The 21,155-nt window shown below is 71.0% G+C and carries 18 protein-coding genes and 1 pseudogene; 9 read left to right on the top strand and 10 right to left on the bottom strand.

What is annotated here, in order from left to right; all coding sequences use genetic code 11:
• Nucleotides 1–28: 28 nt before the first annotated feature.
• Nucleotides 29–1,063 (bottom strand): aspartate-semialdehyde dehydrogenase, encoded by a 1,035-nt coding sequence (locus tag AB4030_RS10580; protein ID WP_442279181.1) that lies wholly within the window; start codon nt 1,061–1,063, stop codon nt 29–31.
• Between the two features lie 72 nt (nt 1,064–1,135).
• A complete protein-coding gene (locus tag AB4030_RS10575; protein ID WP_442279180.1) occupies nt 1,136–1,903 on the bottom strand; it encodes a MerR family transcriptional regulator in 768 nt (255 codons plus the stop codon).
• Nucleotides 1,904–2,041: 138 nt separating this feature from the next.
• Here AB4030_RS10575 and ddaH point away from each other — a divergent pair, with 138 nt between their 5' ends.
• The 4 genes and pseudogenes from ddaH (at nt 2,042) to AB4030_RS10555 (ending at nt 4,704) form a co-directional block, all read left to right on the top strand.
• Nucleotides 2,042–2,812, top strand: a complete 771-nt coding sequence (gene ddaH / locus AB4030_RS10570; RefSeq protein WP_442279179.1) for a dimethylargininase — start codon at nt 2,042–2,044, stop codon at nt 2,810–2,812.
• Nucleotides 2,813–2,932: 120 nt separating this feature from the next.
• Nucleotides 2,933–4,180: an NAD(P)/FAD-dependent oxidoreductase gene (locus AB4030_RS10565; RefSeq protein WP_442279178.1), complete on the top strand. Its 1,248-nt coding sequence runs from the start codon at nt 2,933–2,935 to the stop codon at nt 4,178–4,180.
• Nucleotides 4,181–4,292: 112 nt separating this feature from the next.
• Nucleotides 4,293–4,544 (top strand): annotated as a pseudogene (locus AB4030_RS10560) (hypothetical protein); the annotation flags it as partial.
• Nucleotides 4,489–4,704, top strand: a complete 216-nt coding sequence (locus tag AB4030_RS10555; RefSeq protein ID WP_442279323.1) for a hypothetical protein — start codon at nt 4,489–4,491, stop codon at nt 4,702–4,704. The pseudogene AB4030_RS10560 and the gene AB4030_RS10555, both read left to right, overlap by 56 nt.
• 21 nt (nt 4,705–4,725) lie before the next feature.
• Here AB4030_RS10555 and AB4030_RS10550 read toward each other — a convergent pair whose 3' ends face one another.
• A complete protein-coding gene (locus AB4030_RS10550; protein ID WP_442279177.1) occupies nt 4,726–5,298 on the bottom strand; it encodes a MarR family winged helix-turn-helix transcriptional regulator in 573 nt (190 codons plus the stop codon).
• A gap of 63 nt (nt 5,299–5,361) precedes the next feature.
• Here AB4030_RS10550 and AB4030_RS10545 point away from each other — a divergent pair, with 63 nt between their 5' ends.
• The gene (locus AB4030_RS10545) at nt 5,362–7,467 is read left to right on the top strand and encodes an MMPL family transporter (protein ID WP_442279176.1); all 2,106 of its coding nucleotides are present in this window, start codon (nt 5,362–5,364) and stop codon (nt 7,465–7,467) included.
• Nucleotides 7,468–7,630: 163 nt separating this feature from the next.
• Here AB4030_RS10545 and AB4030_RS10540 read toward each other — a convergent pair whose 3' ends face one another.
• Together AB4030_RS10540 and AB4030_RS10535 are read right to left on the bottom strand one after the other, a co-directional pair.
• Nucleotides 7,631–8,224 (bottom strand): GNAT family N-acetyltransferase, encoded by a 594-nt coding sequence (locus AB4030_RS10540; protein ID WP_442279175.1) that lies wholly within the window; start codon nt 8,222–8,224, stop codon nt 7,631–7,633.
• Nucleotides 8,225–8,229: 5 nt separating this feature from the next.
• The gene (locus AB4030_RS10535) at nt 8,230–9,636 is read right to left on the bottom strand and encodes a serine hydrolase domain-containing protein (RefSeq protein WP_442279174.1); all 1,407 of its coding nucleotides are present in this window, start codon (nt 9,634–9,636) and stop codon (nt 8,230–8,232) included.
• A gap of 166 nt (nt 9,637–9,802) precedes the next feature.
• Between AB4030_RS10535 and AB4030_RS10530 the strand changes: the two genes are divergently transcribed.
• Nucleotides 9,803–12,025: an NADP-dependent isocitrate dehydrogenase gene (locus AB4030_RS10530; protein ID WP_442279173.1), complete on the top strand. Its 2,223-nt coding sequence runs from the start codon at nt 9,803–9,805 to the stop codon at nt 12,023–12,025.
• A gap of 326 nt (nt 12,026–12,351) precedes the next feature.
• Here the strand turns inward: AB4030_RS10530 and AB4030_RS10525 are convergent, their stop codons facing one another.
• From AB4030_RS10525 to AB4030_RS10505, 5 genes are all read right to left on the bottom strand, one after another.
• The gene (locus AB4030_RS10525) at nt 12,352–12,819 is read right to left on the bottom strand and encodes an SCP2 sterol-binding domain-containing protein (RefSeq protein ID WP_442279172.1); all 468 of its coding nucleotides are present in this window, start codon (nt 12,817–12,819) and stop codon (nt 12,352–12,354) included.
• A 54-nt stretch (nt 12,820–12,873) separates the two neighbouring features.
• Nucleotides 12,874–13,665: a PIG-L deacetylase family protein gene (locus AB4030_RS10520; RefSeq protein ID WP_442279171.1), complete on the bottom strand. Its 792-nt coding sequence runs from the start codon at nt 13,663–13,665 to the stop codon at nt 12,874–12,876.
• 12 nt (nt 13,666–13,677) lie between these two features.
• Complete coding sequence (locus tag AB4030_RS10515; protein WP_442279170.1) at nt 13,678–14,151, bottom strand: GNAT family N-acetyltransferase; 474 nt, start codon at nt 14,149–14,151, stop codon at nt 13,678–13,680.
• 142 nt (nt 14,152–14,293) lie between these two features.
• The gene (topA, locus tag AB4030_RS10510; RefSeq protein ID WP_442279169.1) at nt 14,294–17,059 is read right to left on the bottom strand and encodes a type I DNA topoisomerase; all 2,766 of its coding nucleotides are present in this window, start codon (nt 17,057–17,059) and stop codon (nt 14,294–14,296) included.
• 204 nt (nt 17,060–17,263) lie between these two features.
• Entirely contained in the window at nt 17,264–17,722 is a 459-nt protein-coding gene (locus AB4030_RS10505; RefSeq protein WP_442279168.1) for a GyrI-like domain-containing protein, read from the bottom strand.
• 207 nt (nt 17,723–17,929) lie between these two features.
• Between AB4030_RS10505 and AB4030_RS10500 the strand changes: the two genes are divergently transcribed.
• The 3 genes from AB4030_RS10500 (at nt 17,930) to AB4030_RS10490 (ending at nt 21,149) form a co-directional block, all read left to right on the top strand.
• A complete protein-coding gene (locus AB4030_RS10500; protein ID WP_442279167.1) occupies nt 17,930–18,709 on the top strand; it encodes a DODA-type extradiol aromatic ring-opening family dioxygenase in 780 nt (259 codons plus the stop codon).
• Nucleotides 18,710–19,144: 435 nt separating this feature from the next.
• A complete protein-coding gene (locus tag AB4030_RS10495; RefSeq protein ID WP_442279166.1) occupies nt 19,145–20,404 on the top strand; it encodes a toxic anion resistance protein in 1,260 nt (419 codons plus the stop codon).
• Between the two features lie 151 nt (nt 20,405–20,555).
• The gene (locus AB4030_RS10490; protein WP_442279165.1) at nt 20,556–21,149 is read left to right on the top strand and encodes a hypothetical protein; all 594 of its coding nucleotides are present in this window, start codon (nt 20,556–20,558) and stop codon (nt 21,147–21,149) included.
• Nucleotides 21,150–21,155: the final 6 nt, after the last annotated feature.

Raw genomic sequence — 21,155 nt, 5'->3', positions numbered from 1 at the left:
CGTCCGAAGGTGGACGCGACGCATCGCATCAGCGACGGGCGAGCAGCTCCTCGGCGATCTGGACCGCATTGAGGGCCGCCCCCTTGCGCAGGTTGTCGCCGACGACGAAGAGCACGAGGCCCTTGCCCTCGGGCGCCGCCTGGTCGGCGCGGACGCGGCCCACGAAGACCTCGTCGCGGCCCGCGGCCTCGAGCGGGTTGGGCACGTCGGTGACGATGACACCGGGCGCGTTCTTGAGCAGGTCGAGCGCCTCGTCCGGCGTGATGTCGTCGGCGAACTCCGCGTGGATCGCGAGGCTGTGACCGGTGAAGACGGGGACGCGCACGCACGTCCCCGAGACGCGCAGGTCGGGGGCGTGCAGGATCTTGCGCGACTCGTTGCGCAGCTTCTGCTCCTCGTCGGTCTCGAGCGAGCCGTCGTCGACGACCGACCCCGCGAGCGGGACGACGTTGAAACCGACGGGCACGGCATACAGCTCGGCCTCGGGGACGGCCACCGCGCGCCCGTCGAGCGCGAGCCCGGTGGGGTCACCCGCGGCATACGCCCCCTTGAGCTGGCGGTCGAGCTCGCGGACGCCGACCCCGCCGGAGCCGCTCACGGCCTGGTAGCTGCTGACGTGGAGGCGCACGAGGCCGGCCTTCTCGTGAAGCGGCTTGAGCACGGGCATCGCGGCCATCGTCGTGCAGTTGGGGTTGGCGACGATGCCCTTGGGGATGTCGTCGAGGTCGGCGGCGTTGACCTCGGAGACGACGAGCGGGACCTCGGGGTCCTTGCGCCACGCGCTCGAGTTGTCGATGACGGTGGCGCCGGCCGCGGCGACCTTGGGCGCCAGCTCCTTCGAGGCCGCGCCGCCGTTGGAGAACAGGGCGATGTCGATGCCGGAGAAGTCGGCTGTCGCCGAGTCCTCGACGACGACGTCCTCGCCCTTGAACGGCAACGTCGTGCCGGCCGAGCGCGCGGACGCGAAGAACCGCACCTGCGTGACCGGGAAGTCGCGCTCCTCGAGAAGGGCACGCATGACCCCGCCGACCTGACCCGTTGCACCGAAGACTCCGACTCGCATGCCGACAAGGTTACGGCGGGGGAGGTCGCCCTCCCCCGCCGCGTTCACCTGTCGGTCAGGCGCGTCCCGTGCTCAGTCGGCGGCCGCGTGGCGGTCGGCGTTGGCGTGGATCGCGTCGTGGACGTATGCCGCGAGCCCCGGCGCGAGCTCCTCGTACGTCTTCGTGAAGCGCGGGTCCGCGACGTACATGTCGGCGAGGCCGCGGTGGAAGGTGTGGTCGAGGTCGTAGAAGCGGTCGCGGATGTGCAGCCGGTGCTGCTCGGCCGCGTCCATGGCCGGTCCGCTCGTCGCCGGCTCACCCGAGGTCTGTGCGGCGACGAACGCCGCGTTGATCGCGTCCGCCTCGGCCTTGACCTGCGCCCAGTCGGCCTTCGTGTAGCGCTCGGTCCGGGACCGCGACTGCTTCCACGCGTCGGTCTCGCCCCAGCGCTCCTGGGCCTCCTGCTGGTACTCGTCCTCGAAGCCGTCACCGAAGAGCTCCTTGAGGTCCTCGGTCGTGGCGGGCTGCTCGCTCATCTCTCTCTCCAGTGCTCGGTCGATGGCCGCGACGAGCTCGGTGAGCTCGCCGAGCCGTTGCATGACCGTCTCGCGCTGTCGGCGCAGGTGGCCGGCCGCGTCCTCGCCGCCCTCGAGCAGGGTCGCGATCTCGTCGAGCGGCAGCTCGAGCCGCCGGTAGACCACGACCTGCTGGAGACGCGTGAGGTCCCCGCCGGTGTAGAGGCGGTAGCCCGCTCGCGAGCGCTCGCTCGGGACGAGCAGACCGATCTCGTCGTAGTGGTGCAGCGTGCGCACCGTCACGCCGAAGAGGTCGGCGACCTGCCCCACCGTCCAGGTGGTCATCTCCTGCGTCCTTCCGGTCATGGGGTCGAGACTGCTGCCTCACGTGGCGTGAGGGTCAAGTCCCTATAAGGAGAGGGGTGTCGCCCGGTGCCGATCCACCCGGGCGCTTCCACCGTATGCCGCCCCTAGAGTGAGCGCGTGCACCGTCGCCTTGCCCTCGTCCGCCGTCCGTCTCCCCGACTCGCGGACGGGATCGTGACGCACATCGAGCGCTCCGGGTCGGTCGACGGCGAGCTGGCCCTCCGGCAGTGGCAGGAGTACGTCGACGTGCTCCGCCGACGCGGCTGGTCGGTCGTCGAGGCGCCACCGGCCGACGACTGCCCTGACGGCGTCTTCATCGAGGACCAGGTCGTCGTGCACGGTGACGTGGCGGTGCTGTGCCGGTCCGGTGCGCCCGAGCGTCGCGGCGAGCGCGTCGGCGTGCGCGAGGCCGTGACGGCATACGGCTACCGCACCGTCGAGGTCGAGGACCCGGGGACGCTCGACGGTGGGGACGTGCTCAAGCACGGCCACGCCGTGTGGGTCGGCGTCGGCGGGCGGACCAACCTCTCGGGCGTGGAGCAGCTGCGCCGGGCCCTGAACGGTCATCGTGTCGAGGTCGTCCCGGTCCCGGTGTCGAAGGTGCTGCACCTCAAGTCGGCGGTCACGGCCCTTCCCGACGGGACCGTCCTCGGCTATCCGCCGCTCGTCGACAACCCCTCCGTGTGGCCCGAGTTCCTCGCTGTCCCAGAGGAGTCGGGCGCGCACGTCGTGCTGCTCGGCGGCATGTCGCTGCTCATGTCGGCGTCGGCGCCGCGCACCGCCCAGCTCCTCGCGGCCCGCGGTCACGACGTCACGACCGTCGACATCTCCGAGTTCGAGAAGCTCGAGGGCTGCGTCACCTGCCTGTCGGTGCGCCTCCGCGGCTAGGCCGACCCCGGCGGGGCGCCGGGGTCACCGCTCGTTGTTCCAACGGTGTAGGCCCACGACGGCCACGCGGGGTCTACGCTGCGACGGGGGTCGGACTCGAGCAGTGGGGGTGGTTGTTTCGTGGACGCTGACGTCGTCATCATCGGGGCTGGGCTGGCAGGGCTGAGGTGCGCGCGGCGTCTGACCGAGCTGGGTCACGAGGTCATCGTCCTCGAGTCGAGCGACGCGGTCGGCGGGCGCATCCGCACCGACGTCGTCGACGGGTTCCGCTGTGACCGCGGCTTCCAGGTGCTCAACCCGGCCTACCCGGCGGTGCGGCGGTGGGTGGACGTGTCGACGCTCGACCTCAAGCCCTTCGGGTCCGGGGTGCTGGTGCGCCGCAGCAACGGCCTGCAGGTCGTCGCCGACCCGATCCGCGAACCCCGGCTGATGGCCCAGACGATGCGCAGCGGCTACCTCCATCCCCGCGAGCTGGCCGGCGTCACGCGGTGGACCGCCCGGGTCATCGCGGACCCCAAGACTGTTCTGGCACAACGAGACTCGACCCTCGCCGACTCCTTGGACGAGGCCGGCGTCACGGGCCGGCTGAGACACGAGGTCCTCGACCCGTTCCTCGCGGGTGTGCTCGTCGACAGCCACGGTGGGTCGTCCGCCAACTTCACGAAGCTGCTCGTGCGGATGTTCGCGCTGGGCAGGCCAGCCGTCCCGGCGACGGGGATGCAGGCCCTGCCCGAGCAGGTGGCCGGACCGCTTGGTGACCGCGTGCGGCTGCAGAGCCACGTCGAGACCATCACCCCCGTCCACGGCGGCGTCGACATCCGCGTCGACGGCCAACGGCTCTGCGCGCGCAGCGCCGTCGTCGCGACCGACCCGGCCGGTGCGGCACACCTGACGACGCTGCCCGAGCCGGTGACCAAGGGCCTGGTCACGTGGTGGTTCGAGGCGCCGGAGCCGCCCCACACGCTGCCCTTCGTCGCCGTCGACGGGCGTCGCCACGACTCGGTCCCGCCCGGTCCCGTCTGGAACACCGCCGTCCTGACCGCGGCCGCCCCCAGCTACGCCCCGCCGACGAAGCACCTCGTCGAGGCGACGTGCCTGCTCGACCGGCCGGACGGCGACGCCCCGGAGGCGGACGTCCTGCGCCACGTCGGCGAGATCTACGGCTGCGACACGTCCGGCTGGCGCGTCGTCATCCGCCACCGGGTCGACGCGGCCCTGCCGGCGATGACCCCGCCGCTGGCGGTCCGGGCTCCGGTTGCGCTCGGGGACGGCGTCTTCGTCTGCGGCGACCATCGCGACACCGCCTCGATCCAGGGCGCCCTGGTCTCGGGTCAGCGGACGGCCGAGGCGGTCGACGCGCACCTCTGACGCGGGCCGCCACAAGAAAGTTCTCGGCGGGTGCATCCCTGACGGGGGCGTCCTCGGAAGAGGGAGCAGACGGCATACGACGCCGTCGCTCCCCCGCAGAGAGGACAGACCCGTGAAGAAGCGTCATCTCGTCCCCGTCGTCGCAGCCCTGGCCGGCGCCCTGGCCGTCCCGACCGCGGGCAGCCCGCTCAGGTCGCCCAGGTCGCCCAGGTCCCGCTGTCGACGCTCGACAGCTAGCAACGCGAGGGCCACGCTCGTCCGCGCCGCGAACGGACTCGACCTCCGAGTCGTGCCGGCTCGCCCGCTCGATGCCGGCAACGGCTACCTGGAGGTCTGGCTCATCAACGCCGACGGCAAGCGCATGGTTTCCGTCGGAGTGCTGCAGCCCGGCGAGTCGCGCGTTCCCGGTCACGCAAGGCCTGATCGACCAGGGCTACGTCATCGTCGACATCTCCAAGGAGCAGTTCGACGACAAGCCTGCCCACTCGGGCGACAGCCTGCTCCGCCGCCAGCTCCCCGCCTGACCGGCACGTCCCGTCCAGGGGTCAGGCCATCAGGTTCCTCATGGCGGCCGTCGCCCCGCGCAGGTAACGCTCGACGACCTCGCGGTCATGCTCGTCCAGCGTCGCGTCGAGCGCGGCAAGGCTCTCGAACATCGGCGTCATCCGGGCAAGCACCTCGGCGCGGCCGCTGTCGGTGATGACCACCGCGGTGCGCCGACCGTCGTCCGGATGCGGCCGACGTTCGGCATGTCCCCGGCTCACCAGGCGGTCGACGACACCGGACGACGCGGCCGACGTCACCCCGAGCAGCTTGGCGAGGTCGACAGGGCCGACCGGTCCGCGCATGAGGTGGCGCAGCGAGTGCAGCTCGGACGTGCTGAGTCCCGCCTGACGAGCGACCACGGCAGGCACGGTCTCGGACACCTCGACGAGCTCCTGCAGCGCCGACAACGTGCCGGTCGTCCGCCACGCCGGCACGCCGGGGACGAGCCCGACGCCGGGCAGAACGTGACCGACGTGGGAGAGCTCGGGTTCGACCGTCGCGCCCCGCCGGGGACGCGCACGCCTGGGGCCCGATGGTGTCCCCGTCTTGTTCTTGCTGTTAATATCACTCACCAACTTAGTAATCTACTGAGTAACCCCGTTACTCATGCTATCTGGAGGTGTGGTGTGCACGCTGTGACCGACAGGATCACCCGCAAGTGGTGGGCCGTCGCCATCGTCGTCCTGGCCCTGGCCGGTGCCATGGGGGTGGTGAGCGCCGTGGGCGAGGCGCAACGGACGGCGAGCTCGACCGACGCCCTGCCCATCGGCTCCGACAGCGCTGCCGCGCTCCAGCTGCGCGACCGGCTGCCCGAGGCCAAGGGATCCACGGCCGTGGTGCTCTTCAGCAAGGCCTCGGGCGCCCTGAGCCCGGCCGACCTCACCACCATCGAGGGGCGCCTGTCACAGCTACCCGGCGCCGGCCGAGCACCCGTCCAGCGCAGTGACGACGGCACCGCCGCGCTGGCGGTCGTCCCCGTGGACGCGACCGACGCGACGGCCACGGCCGAGCGGGTGCGTGACATCCGCACGAGCGTCAAGGCGGATCTTCCCGAGGGGGTCACCGCCCAGGTCACCGGCCCGGCAGCCGTCCAGGCGGACCTCGCCGCGGTCTTCGAGGGCGCCAACACCCGCCTGCTCATCGCCACCGCCTCCGTCGTCGCCCTGCTGCTCGTGCTGACCTATCGCAGCCCGATCCTCTGGATCTTCCCGCTCCTCGTCGTGGGCGTCGCAGACCGACTCGCTGCCGTCCTGGCGACGCACACGCTCGCGGCATTCGACATCGTCTGGGACGAGTCGACCATCGGCATCCTCTCGGTCCTCGTCTTCGGTGCGGGCACCGACTACGCGCTGCTGCTGATCTCGCGCTACCGCGACGAGCTGCGCAGCCACGCCGACCGCCGCGAGGCCATGTCGCTCGCCCTGCGCCGCACGTCGGAGGCCGTCCTCTCGAGCGCCGTCACCGTCACCATCGGCCTGCTGACGCTGCTGCTCTCGCTCTTCCCGGCGACGCGCGGCCTCGGGCTCGCGTGCGCTGTCGGTGTCGTCGTCGCCGCCGCCTTCGTCCTGCTCGTGCTGCCAGCGGCCCTCGTCATCTTCGACCGCTGGATCTTCTGGCCCAAGGTCCCGCGTGAGGGCCAGGCAGCCCTGGCCGACGGCCACTCCCTCTGGCGCCGGGTCGGCGACCGGGTGGCCGCCCACCCGAAGCGGATCATCAGCGTGACGCTCGTGGCCCTCGCCGTCATGGCCGCCGGCATCGCCGCGATCGACACGGGCCTGAAGCCCTCGGACCAGTTCCTCAAGAAGCCCGAAGCCATCGCCGCGAGCGAGCGCCTCTCCCAGTCGTTCCCGGCAGGCAGCGCGGACCCGGCAGTGATCGTGACGACAGCCGACCCGGACGCCGTGGCGTCCGCCGCCAAGAACGTCCCGGGCATCGCCGGCGCGCGCCCGGTCAAGCAGGCAGACGGTGTGGCCGAGGTCGACGCCGTCATCAAGGCCGCTCCCGGCTCCGACGAGGCAACCGCGACCGTGCGGGCTCTTCGGGCGGCACTGGCCGCCCTACCGGAGAGCCACGTCGCGGGCACCGAGGCTGTCGCCCTCGACCAGGCCGAGGCCTCGTCCCGCGACCGGCTCGTCATCTTCCCGCTCGTGCTCGTGCTGGTCCTGCTGGCGCTCGGCCTGCTGCTCCGTTCGGTCGTCGCGCCACTCGTCCTCGTCTCGACCGTCGTCGCGACCTTCCTCGCCAGCGTCGGCGCGTCGTGGTGGATCTTCACCAAGGTCCTCGGCTTCTCCGCGCTCGACGACAGCGCGCCGCTCTTCGCCTTCGTCTTCCTCGTGGCGCTCGGCGTCGACTACAACATCTTCCTCGTCACCCGGGCACGGGAGGAGTCACGCCAGCACGGCTCACGCCAAGGCATGCTGCGCGGCCTGGCTGCCACGGGCGGCGTCATCACGAGCGCGGGCATCCTGCTCGCGGCCGTCTTCGCCGTCCTCGGCGTCCTGCCGCTCGTCGTGCTGGCCCAGATCGGCGTCATCATCTGCGTCGGCGTCCTGCTCGACACCCTCGTCGTCCGGACACTGCTCGTGCCCGCCATCGCGGTCGTCCTCGGCGACCGGTTCTGGTGGCCGCGCCGCCCGCACCCCGCCCCCGCAGCCAGCGCGGACAACGCGGGCACCGGCATCAGGGACGCATCGCCGGAGGTCCGGACGGCGTCGCTGACCCAACGTTGGACAAGCTCTTGACTGGAGCCGCTCGCGGTCTTTGACTCAGGCTCATCGACGACCTTTGCGCGCCGTGACCGACCCCCTCCCCGTCGATCTCGGCAGGCCGTGGGCCACGCACCGGACTCCCTTCCGACGCGTGGCCCACATCGTTCGCGTCCACGTCCGGGAAGCTGGGCGGAGATCAGCCGCGCCACTCCTCGCGGAGCAGGGCCCAGGTGTTGTCGTCGAGCCAGGTGCCGTCCTTGCCCAGCGACTTGGCTCGGGTCGTCGCCTCGTGACGCATGCCGATGCGGCGTAGGACGCGGTTCGAGGCGATGTTGTCGGCATAGGCGTCCGCGGTGATCCGGCGCAGGCGCAGCTCACCGAAACCAATGACGAGCAGCTCGGCAGCGGCTTCGGCGGCGAGCCCCCGGCCCTGGACGTCCGGGTGCAGCGCGTAGCCGATCGTCCCCTCCCACTCATCGGTCGGCATCCGGGCGATGCTGTGGCTCGGCTCGATCCGCAGCATGACGTCACCGACGACGCGGCCGGTCCGCAGCTCCTCGACGGCCAGCCCGAGGAGCGGCTCGGCAGCCCCCGGCCGACCCCGCTCGATGCGCTGGGAGATCCGGTGCCGCACCTGGTCGCGGTCCAGCACGTCGTGGCTCAGGTGCACCACGACCTCGGGCAGGCAGCGGAAGGCGTGGACCGCGTCGACGTCGTCGAGGCTGAGCGGGCGCAGGGCGAGCCGTTGGGTCAGCCGCGGCCACCGGAGCCGGGAGAGGTCGCGAGCCACCTGCACTAGCGCCAGCCGCCGTCGTGCACACCACCGGGCACGTCAGCCGCGGGATCGTAGGGCGTCCGGGTGAAGCGGAACGACGCCAGGTCGAGGTGCGACGGCGCCCCGTCGGCCGAGCGCACCACCCGCAACGGCTCGCCCGTGTAGTAGCCGTCGAGCCCGACCCCCTCGTCACGACCCGTCGGCGCGAAGCGCGAACCGCGTGCCTGGCCGGGCTCGCCGAGGACGAGGTGCTCGCCCACGACCCTGGCCGTCGACACCGACGGGCCCCAGTGCCAGGTGCCCACCAGCTCGAGCACGGCCGGGTCGCCGGCGGCGTGCCACGGCTCGGGGGTGCGCGGCTCCCGCTCGACGTATGCCGTCAGCAGCTCGGGAGCGATGGCCCCCATGCCGCTCGTGCTGTTGGTGAGGACGACGACCCCGTCACCGGACTCGACCTCGACACGCAAGCCCGCGAGGAAACCGGGCATCGAACCGCCATGACCGGCATACCTCGTTCCGTCGACGTTCCAGACCTGCCAGCCGAGCCCGTGCGCGGTGGTCCAGGGCTGCCCCGGACTGTCGTTGATCGTGTGCGGCTCGTACATCTCGGTCAGGGTGTCGGCAGACAGGACCTCGGCGGTGTCCCCGCCGGCGAAGGCGGCCCACCGAGCGAGGTCGTCCACGGTCGTCCACAGCTGACCTGCCGGAGCCATGGCCCCGGCGTCGTGCTCGGGCTCGGGCAGCAGGACGTCGGCGAACGGGTGCACCGCGAGGCCTTGGGCGGCCTTGCCGCTGGGGCGGGTCGTCGTGCGCGTCATGCCGAGCGGATCGAGCAGGTCACGACGGATCACGTCGAACCAGTCGGCGCCGTGTGCGCGGGCCACGAGCTGCCCGAGCGCTGCGAAGCCGACGTTCGTGTAGTGGAAGCGCCGGCCGGCCCGGAAACGCTGTCCCACCGGGGATCCCGCCAGCTCGTCCCAGTCGGCACCTGGCGTGCGCTCCCACCACGGACCGTTCGTCTCGGCCTGCACCCCGGCGCCGTGAGAGAGCAGCTGCGCGATGGTGGCGCCGCCGAGCTGCGAGCCGGGGACATGGTCCTCGAACCGGTCGAGCAGGTCGAGGCGTCCGGCGTCTCGCAGGCGCATGACCGCCACGGCGACGAACGTCTTCGTGATGGAGCCCATCCGGTACTGCGTGTCGGCGTCGGCGACCTCTCCCCCGGCCCTCCCGTCGAGCGTGCCGATGGCGCCAGACCAGGCGAGCGCACCGTCCCGCACGATGCCCGCAGCGACCGACGGCAGACGGCCGCGGCGCTGCTCGGTCGCGAGCAGGTGGTGCAGGTGGCGGGCGGTCGCGGGGTCGACCGTGCGGGTAAGGGTGGAGGCGTCGGCGACGCCGTGCGGATCGCTGCGCGGGTCGGTGCTCATCCGCTCCACCCTAGAGCGGGACTCTCTGGCGTGGGGCAGACCACCCCCGGCAGGATGGGACGGCGGCCCCACGGACGCCGACCATCGGATATCTTGATATCAAGATTTATTCAGGATCCACGTTCTCGGATCTCGGTACGACAGCAACTCGAACGGAGCACCCGCGTTGGACTCGACAATCATCTACACGCACACGGACGAGGCGCCGGCCCTGGCCACGGCCTCTCTGCTGCCCATCGTCTCGGCCTTCGCCAAGCAGGCCGGCGTCGAGGTCGAGACGCGTGACATCTCGCTCTCGGGTCGCATCATCGCCGCGTTCCCCGACGCACTGACGCCCGAGCAGCGCATCGGCGACGCCCTGGCCGAGCTCGGCGCCCTGGCCAAGACTCCCGAGGCCAACATCATCAAGCTCCCGAACGTCTCGGCCTCGATCCCGCAGCTCAAGGCTGCGATCGCCGAGCTCCAGGCCGCCGACTACGCGCTGCCCGACTACCCCGACAACCCGACCACCGACGCGGAGAAGTCAGCGCGGGCGGCATACGACAAGATCAAGGGCTCGGCCGTCAACCCTGTTCTGCGCGAAGGCAACTCGGACCGCCGCGCGCCCGCGTCGGTGAAGAGCTACGCCCGCAAGCACCCGCACTCGATGGGCGCGTGGACCGCCGAGTCCAGGACCAACGTCGCGACGATGGGTGAGGACGACTTCCGCCACAACGAGAAGTCCGTCGTCATCGAAGCCGATGGCACGCTGCGCGTCGAGCTCGTCGGTGCCGACGGCTCTGCCACGGTGCTCAAGGAGTCGATCCCCGTCCTCGCCGGCGAGGTCGTCGACGCGACGTTCATGAACGTCGCGAAGCTGCGCGACTTCCTCTCCGAGCAGGTGGCGCGCGCCAAGGAGGAGGGCGTCCTCTTCTCCGTGCACCTCAAGGCCACCATGATGAAGGTCTCCGACCCGATCATCTTCGGTCACGTCGTGCGAGCCTTCTTCCCCGACGTCTTCGAGACGTATGCCGGGGCGCTCGCCTCCGTCGGCGCGTCCCCCAACGACGGGCTCGGCGCCGTGCTCAAGGCCGTCGAGGGCCTGCCCTCCGACGAGCGCGCCGAGGTCGAGGCTGCCGTGGCGAAGGGCTTCGAGGACGGACCGGCCATCGCGATGGTCGACTCCGACAAGGGCATCACCAACCTCCACGTGCCGAGCGACGTCATCGTCGACGCGTCGATGCCGGCGATGATCCGCACCTCGGGCCACATGTGGAACCGTGACGGCGCCGAGCAGGACACACTGGCCGTGCTGCCCGACAGCTCCTACGCCGGCATCTACCAGGTCGTCCTCGACGACTGCCGCGCCCACGGCGCCTACGACCCCTCGACGATGGGCTCTGTCCCCAACGTTGGCCTCATGGCGCAGGCGGCCGAGGAGTACGGCAGCCACGACAAGACCTTCGAGATCCCGGCCGACGGGACCGTGCGCGTGGTCGACGGCTCCGGCGAGGTGCTCATCGAGCACGCCGTGTCGGCGGGCGACATCTGGCGCGCCTGCCAGACCAAGGACGTGCCGATCCGCGACTGGGTCAAGCTCGCCGTGACGCGCGCCCGCGCCACAGGCACACCGGCCATCTTCTGGCTCGACGCCGACCGCGCCCACGACGCGAACCTCATCGCCAAGGTCAACGAGTACCTCACCGAGCACGACACCGACGGCCTGACCATGGAGATCATGAAGCCCACCGACGCGATCGCCTACTCCCTCGGGCGAATCCGCAAGGGCGAGGACACGATCTCGGTCACCGGCAACGTGCTGCGCGACTATCTCACCGACCTCTTCCCGATCCTCGAGCTCGGCACGTCGGCCAAGATGCTCTCCGTCGTCCCGCTCATCAACGGTGGCGGGCTCTTCGAGACCGGCGCCGGCGGCTCGGCTCCCAAGCACGTGCAGCAGCTCGTCAAGGAGAACTACCTCCGCTGGGACAGCCTGGGCGAGTTCCTCGCTCTCGCAGTCAGCTTCGAGCACCTGGCCGACGTCACCGACAACGCGCGGGCTCGCGTGCTCGGCCAGACGCTCGACCGGGCGACCGGCACCCTCCTCGACGAGAACAAGGGCCCGGCTCGCAAGGTCGGTCAGATCGACAACCGCGGCAGCCACGTGTGGCTCGCGCTCTACTGGGCGCAGGAGCTCGCCGCGCAGACCGACGACGCCGCCCTGGCCGAGACGTTCGCGCCGGTGGCGCAGGCGCTGTCGGACAACATCGCCACGATCTCCCAGGAGCTCGTCGACGCCCAGGGCCACCCGGTCGACATCGGGGGCTACTACCGCCCCGACGCCGCCAAGGTCGCCTCGGTGATGCGCCCGTCGCAGACCTTCAACGCGATCATCGACGCCCTCGCCTGACCCGGCTCCACCTGGTGACAGTGCCCACCCGACCATCCCGGTCCGGTGGGCACTGTCACGCCCGCCGCCCGCCGCCCCCCACCGTCGAAAGGCCACGTATGCCCGCCCCTAACACGTCGAAGGGCCACGTGTAGCCGCCTCTAAATACGTCGAAGGGCCAGTAGTTGTCGGGTCGGGGACCCAGCGCGGCCCGGCTCTGTTGCAAGGGCCCTTACTGGGGCGACCACACGTGGCCTCTCGACGTGGTCGAGGCGGCCACACGTGGCCTCTCGACGATTGAGGGGAGGCGGGGAGAGTGAGCCGCGGTGCCGCCGCCAGCCGCCGCCTCAGGCCTTGGGGATGTCGAAGAAGTTCGCGATGTTGGCGGCGAGCCCGAGGTCGCCCTTCGCCTTGATCTTGCCGGTCATGAACATCATGACCGGGTTGCCGCTCTTGGTGATGACCTTGGCGAAGTCGACCGGCGTCATGGCGAGGGTGAGGGTCGCATCCCCGTCGTGCCCGGGGAGGGTGCTGCACGTCCCGTCGGCGAAGCGCACGGTCCACTCGTCGGCGCCGCCGTCGGGTCGCCCGGTGATGCTCCAGTGCGTGGTGGCCGTGGTCGAGCCGGCACGGTCGGGGCGGAAGAGCTCGGGCATCCGCCGGAAGATCGCGTCGACGATGGCCTCGCGGTTGGGGCTCTCCATGACCGCTCGCACGTCCTTGTCGGACATCTCCTTGACGATGCGGATGAACTCGCCGGGCTCGACGGCGGCGATCTGCTCGGCGCTGGCGGTCGTGAAGTCGATGTCGGACATCAGGGTCCCTCCGGAGGAAACGACATTGTTACCGCGAGTAGGTTACTGGACGGTTCAGCCGTCGAGGAACCAGCCCACCACCATCCCCTCCGGGCGCCCGGGCTCGATGTAGTGCTCCCAGGCGAAGGCGACGGCGAACATCTCCATCGGCATCTGGAGCATCCCCTGCGCGTCCGACTGGCTCGCGTGGGCCTTGAGCGCCGAGCGCTTGACCTCCAGGAACTCGCTGACGTCGCAGGCCCAGTGCAGCTCGCTCTCGAGGCTGCCGAGCGGGTTGCCGTCGTCCATCGGTGCGCTCGGGTCCCACTCCCCCACGTCGAGCCCCGCAGCCATGGCCGCCTGGTGGGAGCGGATCATGGCGTCACGGTTCATCGAGCCCTCGAGGTAGCGCCGCGTGCCGGCGATCTCGGCCGCGCGCTTCGTCACGGCGTGGACCTTGACGTGGTCGGGATGGCCGTAGCCGCCGTGCCAGTCGTAACCGACGACGACGTCGGCGTCCTCCTCGCGCAGCACGGCCGCGAGCCGCTGTGCCGCCACCTCGGTGTCGGCCCGCGCGAAGCTCTCCTCGTGGTCGTTCTGCACCCACCCGGTCATGCCGGAGTCGGCGTAGCCGAGGAACTCGACCCGGTGCGTGCCGATGACGGCGTTGGAGGCAGCCGCCTCGACCCGGCGCCGCTGCACGACGGTCTCGCCCTCCGCCAGGTCGTCGGGGGCGTCACCGTGGTCGCCGTTGGTGGCGACGACGAGGACGACGCGGTGCCCCTCGCTCACGGCGCGCGCCATCGAGCCCGCGGACTGGGACGCCTCGTCGTCAGGGTGGGCGTGGACGAAGACAACGGTTGACATGCCCTCAGCCTCTCACCGCGCGCCGACGTTCCCACCATCGACGGAGGCATCCCCGACGGGCAGGGTGTAGACGACGTAGCCCTCGCAGGTCGCCACCTCGTCGTAGAGCCGGCGCGCTACGGCATTGCCCTCGTGGGTCTGCCAGTAGACGCTGCCACAGCCCTTCTCGCGCGCCCAGTCCCGCACGGCGCCGATCAGCGCGGTGGCGACCCCGCGCCCACGGACCGCCTGGTCGGTGAAGAGGTCCTCGAGGTAGCACAGGTCCGGTTCGCTCGAGCTGGGATGCACGAGGAAGTGCGTGATCCCGACGAGCTGCCCATCCCGCCACGCCCCGCGCCCGTGCAGCCGTGTGCCCGAGGTGATCTCGCGCCATGCCCTGTCGTATGCCGCGTCGTCGAGTCTGCGCTCGTAGAAGCTGATGTAGGCGCGGAAGAGCTCTTCCCACCGGCCCCGGTCGTCGGGCCCGAACCTCCGGATGTCGACCACCGACCCGACGCTAGCGCGACGACACGTCCGTCGGCAGGGCCACCACCCGGCATACCGAAAGCCCCAATCGAAAGAGCGATCCGTCCGGACAGGATGCGGACGGATCGCTCTCTCGATTGGGGCGGGTCTTGGGGAGGGCGGGTCAGGCCTTCTTGGCGGTGGCCTTCTTCGTCGTGCGCGCCGTCGCCTTCTTGGCAGTCTTCTTGGCCGTCTTCTTCACGGCGCGCTTGCGGGTCGTCGGGCCCTTGGCGCGCTTCTCGGCGAGCAGCTCGTAGCCGCGCTCCGGAGTGATCGCGGCCGGGTCGTCGTCCTTGCGCAGCGTCGCGTTGGTCTCGCCGTCGGTGACGTAGGGACCGAAGCGGCCGTCCTTGACGACGACGGGCTTGCTGCTGACCGGGTCGGTGCCGAGCTCCTTGAGCGGCGGGGTCGCCGCTGCACGCCCGCGCTGCTTCGGCTGCGCGTAGATCGCGAGCGCCTCCTCGAGCGTGATGTCGAAGAGCTGCTGCTCGGTCGTGAGCGAGCGCGAGTCTGTCCCCTTCTTGAGGTACGGGCCGTAGCGGCCGTTCTGCGCGGTGATCGGGGCGCCCTCTGCGTCGGCGCCGACGACGCGCGGCAGCGACAGCAGCTTGAGCGCGTCGTCGAGCGTCAGGGTCGAGAGCTCCATGTCCTTGAAGAGCGAGGCAGTGCGGGGCTTGACCTTGGCGGCCTTCTTGCCCTTCGGCTTGTCGGCAGCCTCGTCGTCCTCGATGACCTCGGTGACGTAGGGCCCGTAGCGGCCGGCGCGCGCGACGATCTCGCGGCCGGTCTCGGGGTCCTTGCCGAGCACCTTGCCGTCGTCGGCCGCGACCTCGAGCAGCTCACGCGCCATCTCCGGCGTCATCTCGTCGGGGGCGATGTCGTCGGTGATCGTCGCGCGACGCGGCGTGGCCGGCACCTCGGCGCCCTCGGCGACCTCCCCCGTCGCGAGGTCGACGCCCGCGGGCGCGAGCTCCTCGACGTAGGGGCCGTAGCGACCCACGCGCACGACCATGCCGTCGCCGATGGGGATCGTCGAGATCTCCTTGGCGTCGATCTCGCCGAGGTCCTCGACGAGGCTGCGCAGCCCGGCGGCCGAGGTCGCCTCCTCACCGAAGTAGAAGCGCTTCAGCCACTCGACGCGGCCCTCGTCGCCGTTGGCGATGCGGTCGAGGTCCTCCTCCATCGAGGCGGTGAACTCGTAGTCGACGAGGTTGCCGAAGTGCTCCTCGAGCAAGCGGGTCACCGCGAACGCGAGCCACGTCGGCACGAGCGCCTGGCCCTTGGTGAAGACGTAGCCGCGGTCCTGGATCGTGCCGATCGTCGCGGCATACGTCGACGGGCGGCCGATGCCGCGCTCCTCCATGGCCTTGACGAGCGTTGCCTCGGTGAAGCGGGCGGGCGGGCTCGTCTCGTGGCCGTCGGCCTCGGCGCGCACGACCTCGAGCGGGACCCCGGCCGAGAGCTTCGGCAGGCGGCGCTCCTCGGCCGCTGCGTCGGCGCGCGCGGCGGCCTCGTCGTCTCGGCCCTCCTCGTAGGCGGCGAGGAAGCCCTTGAAGGTGATGACGGTGCCGCTCGCGCTGAACTCGACCGACTGGGCGCCCTCGATCGCCGTGTCGACGGCGAGCTTGACGGTGGCGGTCGACCCGCGGGCGTCGGCCATCTGCGAGGCGACGGTGCGCTTCCAGATCAGCTCGTAGAGCGCGAACTCCTCGCCGCGCAGCGACCCGGCGACCTGGGCCGGCGAGCGGAAGCGGTCACCGGCAGGGCGGATGGCCTCGTGGGCCTCCTGCGCGTTCTTGACCTTCTTCTCGTAGCGGCGCGGGCTGTCCGGGACGTACTCGGCGCCGTACAGGTCGCGGGCCTGGCTGCGCGCGGCGGTCGTGGCAGCGTCCGACAGCGTCGTGCTGTCGGTACGCATGTAGGTGATGTAGCCGTTCTCGTAGAGCCGCTGCGCCACGCGCATCGCGTTCTTGGACGACATCCGCAGCTTGCGCGACGCCTCCTGCTGGAGGGTCGAGGTCGTGAACGGCGCCGACGGGCGGCGCGTGTAGGGCTTCTCCTGGACGTCGGTGACGCGGGCCGTCAGCGGGAGGCACGCGGCAGCGATCCGCGTGGCGAGCGCCTCGTCGAGGTGGACGACGCCCTTGCCCGTCAGGCGGCCGTCGTCGGCGAAGTCGCGGCCGGTGGCCACGCGCGTCCCGTCCACGGAGGACAGGCGCGCGGTGAACTGCTGGCTCGCCGCCTCGGGCGTGAAGTCGCCCTCGACGTCCCAGTACGAGGAGCGGACGAACGCCATGCGCTCACGCTCGCGCTCGACGACCATCCGGGTCGCGACGGACTGCACACGGCCGGCCGACAGGCCCTGGCGGACCTTGCGCCACAGGACCGGGCTGACCTCGTAGCCGTAGAGGCGGTCGAGGATGCGGCGGGTCTCCTGCGCGTCGACCATCGCGGTGTCGATCTCGCGGGTGTCGTTGACGGCGCGCTGGATCGCCTCGCGGGTGATCTCGTGGAACACCATGCGCTTGACCGGAACCCGCGGCTTGAGCGCCTCGAGCAGGTGCCACGCGATGGCCTCGCCCTCGCGGTCCTCATCGGTGGCGAGGTAGAGCTCGCTGGCGTCCTTGAGCAGGCGCTTGAGCTCGGCGACCTTCTTCTTCTTGTCCGGGTCGACGACGTAGTACGGCTCGAAGCCGTTGTCAACGTCGACGGCAAACTTGCCGAACGGGCCCTTCTTCATGTCGGCGGGCAGCTCGGACGGGTTGGGCAGGTCACGGATGTGACCGACGGACGCCTCGACCTCGAAGTCCCCTCCGAGGTAGCCGGCGATGGTCTTCGCCTTGGCGGGCGACTCCACGATGACGAGCTTGCGGCCCTTGCCTGCGGCCATGGTGCACCTTCAACTTCCCGCATCTCACGTGCAGCGGATTCGTCGCTGCCCCGACGTGGACGCGGACCGACCGTAACAGCCCGCGCCGGGTGCGGCCTCACGGCATCCGCCGTGGAGGGCGTATGCCGTCCCGCCCGGCGAGCTCGGGACGCGCCGTCCCGAGGGCTGCCGGGACCCACCCCCGGCCCACCGCTGGTGCGGGGCTCAGGACACGGACCAGTGGACCACCGTGCGCCACGTGGCCGGGTCGGGCTCCCGCTCGGGGTCGCTGAGGTAGCTCTCCCAGACGACCTTGCCTGGCACCAGCCGCTGGCCGACCATCCACTGCTCGACCTGGCCGTACGTCTCGCCCATGGTGTCGTAGGGCCCGATGTGCACGGCCTCGACGGCGCGTCCGCCCGGAAGGGTGCTCGGCACCACGTCGCCGGTGGGCTCGACCGGGGTCGAGACGGGGAAGCCGGCCTCGACGTCGACGACCGTCGTCGGCATGCCGCGGTAGAGCCCGAAGGGCGGGCCTGCGGGCGCGTGGCCCTGCTTCGCCAGTGCGGCCGCGGTGGCGGCGAAGGCCCGGGCGAAGAAGGTGGGCAGCTCATCCATCGGCACCGAGGCCCGCAGGACGGCCGTGGGTTGCTCGGCGGCCTCGACCGTGCGTATCTCGTTCATCGCTCCAGCGTCGCCCGCCGGACGCGGCATCGACAGGGCCGAAGGACCCGGCCCTCGACGTGGCGAGATGTGAGGTGACGTGGCACGGCGTGACGTGACCGCACTTTCATGGAAGGGCACCGGACGGCATACGCCCTCGGGAATGATGAGGACCAAGGTCACGTTCCCCTGATAGTTTAGAGTTCAACAACTGCGGAAGGAACTGCCATGTCTGCCCCCGTCCTCTACCTCAGCCACGGCGCGCCGCCGCTCGCCGACGACGAGCGCTGGACGGACGAGCTGGCCCGGTGGTCCGCCGACCTGCCCAAGCCCCACGGCGTCCTCATGGTCTCCGCGCACTGGGAGGACGCCCCGACGACGCTGGGCTCGACGACCGGCGCACCGCTGACCTACGACTTCTGGGGCTTCCCGCAGAAGTACTACGAGGTCACCTACGACGCCCCCGCCGCGCCCGCGCTCGCCGACGAGGTGACCAAGCTGCTCACCTGGCCCGGCCACCAGGTGCACCGGGACGAGGCGCGCGGGCTCGACCACGGCGCCTACGTCCCTCTCAAGGAGATGTTCCCGGACGCGGACGTCCCGGTGCTCCAGATGTCGATGCCGACGCTCGACCCGAGGGGCCTGTTCGAGATCGGCCGACGCCTCGCACCGCTGCGCGAGCAGGGCACGATGATCGTCGGATCCGGCTTCACGACCCACAACCTGCGCTGGTTCAACCCACGGGCCGGCTCCGACGCGCTGCCCCCCGCGGCCAGCGCTGAGTTCGACCACTGGGCCCAGGAGGCGATGAAGGCGCAGGACATCGACAGCCTGCTCGACTTCCTCGACAAGGCCCCGGCCGCCCACGAGGCCCACCCGCGCACCGAGCACTTCGCCCCGCTCTTCGTCACCCTTGGAGCCGCCTACGAGTCCGGCGGTCTCGACAACAAGAGCGTCATCGACGGCTTCTGGTTCGGCCTGAGCAAGCGGTCCTGGCAGTTCGGCTGAGCCCTCGCCGCGGGCCACGGCCACACCACGGCCACACCACGTCCACACCACGTCCACACCACGGCCACACCACGGCCACTGACCCGGCGGATCCGGGAACCGGCGGGTAACCCCACCCGTTCGACAGGTGTGGGTGCCCCACGAACGCGACCGCGGCTCGGAACCTCCCCTGACTCCAAGCCGCGGTCGCTCTCCTCGCCGGGGTCACGAGCGGTCCGAAGGGGTCCGCTGGGCGACGGAACCCACGCGTTCGCCCACCCGTCGCAGGCGCACGGCACGTAGAGTGGCCGTACGCCCGACGAGCGCGCTGCAGGCGTGTGTCGTGCGCCATCGCGGTGCACCTCCCACGGCCCGCGGCTCGTCTCGTGCCGACGGGCGAGGGACTTCGGTCGCGTCGCCGACGCGGCCGGCACGTGAGGGAAGGACCCGCTCCACATGACTGACCAGCCCGCCGCCCAGGCAGCCACACCCGCGCAGGTCGCTCCCCTCGAGCCGCCGCCCGGCGACGCGTTCATCCTCACGGCTCCCGCCCCGACCGCACCGGTCGCCGAGACCGCGGCCCCGAAGATGGCCCCGGCGGTCCCCGAGGCGGCGCTGCCGGGGCTCGATGCCAAGGTCGACAGCTACCTCAACTCGTTGATGAAGGCCGCGGCCCGCTCCCCCGAGTGGGAGACCAAGGCCGCCGACGTGCGCAGCATGGGCAACGACGAGGTGCGCTTCGCCGCCGAGAGCAGCAACCGCATGCTGCAGATGCCGGTCAAGGCGATCAACGAGGGCGGCCTGTCGGGCAACTCCAAGGTCGGCAAGACCCTGCTCGACCTGCGTCGCACCGTCGAGGACCTCGATCCCGGCCAGGCCGCCGGCGCCAAGAAGTTCCTCGGCATGATCCCGATGGGCGACCGGGTCAACGACTACTTCCGCAAGTACCAGTCGGCGCAGAGCCACCTCAACGGCATCCTCCACTCGCTCCAGTCCGGCCAGGACGAGCTCGTCAAGGACAACGTCGCCCTCAACCTCGAGAAGAAGAACCTCTGGGAGTCGATGGGCCGGCTCAACCAGTACGTCTACGTCGCCGAGCGCCTCGACGCCCGGCTGGCCGCGCAGGTCGCCACCCTCGAGGCCACCGACCCGGAGAAGGCCAAGGCGCTTCGCGAGGACGTCCTCTTCTACGTCCGCCAGAAGCACCAGGACCTGCTGACCCAGCTCGCCGTGTCCATCCAGAACTACCTCGCCATCGACATCATCATCAAGAACAACATCGAGCTCATCAAGGGCGTCGACCGGGCGACCACGACGACGGTCTCGGCGCTGCGCACCGCGGTCATCGTGGCCCAGGCCCTCAACAACCAGCAGCTCGTGCTCGACCAGATCACCGCCCTCAACACGACCACCTCGAGCATCATCGAGCGCACGTCCGAGGCCCTCAAGCAGAACTCGGCCCGCATCCAGGAGCAGTCGGCCAGCTCGACGCTCTCGATCGAGTCGCTGCAGAAGGCGTTCGCCAACATCTACGAGACGATGGACACCATCGACCAGTTCAAGGTCCGCGCGCTCGACAACATGGCCGCGACGATCGGGACGCTCGAGACCGAGGTCGCCAAGTCACGGTCCTACCTCGACCGTGTCTCGAAGCAGGACGCCCGCCGCGCCGAGAACTCCGCGCCCGGCCTGCTCGACCTCGGCTCGGGGCGGTGAGCTCAGGTCGGTGAGTGCTGCCGAGGTCCGAGAGCCGTGAAGCAGGAGTGGCGTGGCCGGTCGACAGCCGGTCGCGCGAACACCAGAGGGGAACAACGCAGTGGGAATCCGGTCGTGGTTCGGGTTGGACCGGCCCGAGGCACCTGAGCCGGTGCGCTCGGGACCACCGACCACCGAGCAGCTGCTCGGAGCGCTCGACGCCATCGAGCTGCAGGCCCGCGAGGGCCGCGTGCCCGGGGTCGTCCTCTCGCGCCTGCTCCGCGTCACGCGCATCGTCCGGCAGACGCTGCCCCGCCTGGCCAACCTGGGGCTCGGCAGCAGCCAGGGCTACAGCGTCATGGCCACGGCCACCGACTACCTCCCGGTGGCCATCGGCAACTACCTCCGCCTCCCGCGCGACTGGGCCGACACGCGTCCCATCGAGGCGGGCAAGAGCTCGGTCATGCTCCTCGTCGACCAGCTCGACCTGCTCGGCACGACGATGGACAAGGTCTACGACGCCGTATGCCGTGCCGACGCCGAGGCGATCATCGTGCACGGGGCGTTCCTCGAGCAGAAGTTCGGCCAGGCCTCGTCAGGGGGCGCCCTCGGGCTCGGCCCCGACCCGGTCCAGGTCTCCCCTCCCCCCGCGGATGGTGCAGCAGGAGACCTCCGGGACCAGCCCGGCCTGGCTGCCGCCTCGCCCGCCTCGCCCGCCTTGCCCGCGTCCCCCGCACCGCCCCACCCGTTGGCCCCGCCGGAATGAGCCGGA

Origin of the sequence: Terrabacter sp. 2YAF2, from assembly GCF_052114705.1 — a bacterium.
Lineage (GTDB): Bacteria > Actinomycetota > Actinomycetes > Actinomycetales > Dermatophilaceae > Terrabacter.
Note: the sequence above shows the minus strand (reverse complement) of the source record. Positions and strands in the feature narration are given on the sequence as shown.

What these genes read in the sequence shown, in the direction of transcription:
- AB4030_RS10535 (WP_442279174.1), bottom strand. Translation starts at nt 9,636, where the DNA reads ATGAGCACCGACCCGCGCAGCGATCCGCACGGCGTCGCCGACGCCTCC.
- AB4030_RS10580 (WP_442279181.1), bottom strand. Translation starts at nt 1,063, where the DNA reads ATGCGAGTCGGAGTCTTCGGTGCAACGGGTCAGGTCGGCGGGGTCATG.
- AB4030_RS10575 (WP_442279180.1), bottom strand. Translation starts at nt 1,903, where the DNA reads ATGACCACCTGGACGGTGGGGCAGGTCGCCGACCTCTTCGGCGTGACG.
- AB4030_RS10555 (WP_442279323.1), top strand. Translation starts at nt 4,489, where the DNA reads ATGCCGGCAACGGCTACCTGGAGGTCTGGCTCATCAACGCCGACGGCA.
- AB4030_RS10525 (WP_442279172.1), bottom strand. Translation starts at nt 12,819, where the DNA reads ATGTCCGACATCGACTTCACGACCGCCAGCGCCGAGCAGATCGCCGCC.
- AB4030_RS10495 (WP_442279166.1), top strand. Translation starts at nt 19,145, where the DNA reads ATGACTGACCAGCCCGCCGCCCAGGCAGCCACACCCGCGCAGGTCGCT.
- AB4030_RS10505 (WP_442279168.1), bottom strand. Translation starts at nt 17,722, where the DNA reads ATGAACGAGATACGCACGGTCGAGGCCGCCGAGCAACCCACGGCCGTC.
- AB4030_RS10500 (WP_442279167.1), top strand. Translation starts at nt 17,930, where the DNA reads ATGTCTGCCCCCGTCCTCTACCTCAGCCACGGCGCGCCGCCGCTCGCC.
- AB4030_RS10520 (WP_442279171.1), bottom strand. Translation starts at nt 13,665, where the DNA reads ATGTCAACCGTTGTCTTCGTCCACGCCCACCCTGACGACGAGGCGTCC.
- topA (WP_442279169.1), bottom strand. Translation starts at nt 17,059, where the DNA reads ATGGCCGCAGGCAAGGGCCGCAAGCTCGTCATCGTGGAGTCGCCCGCC.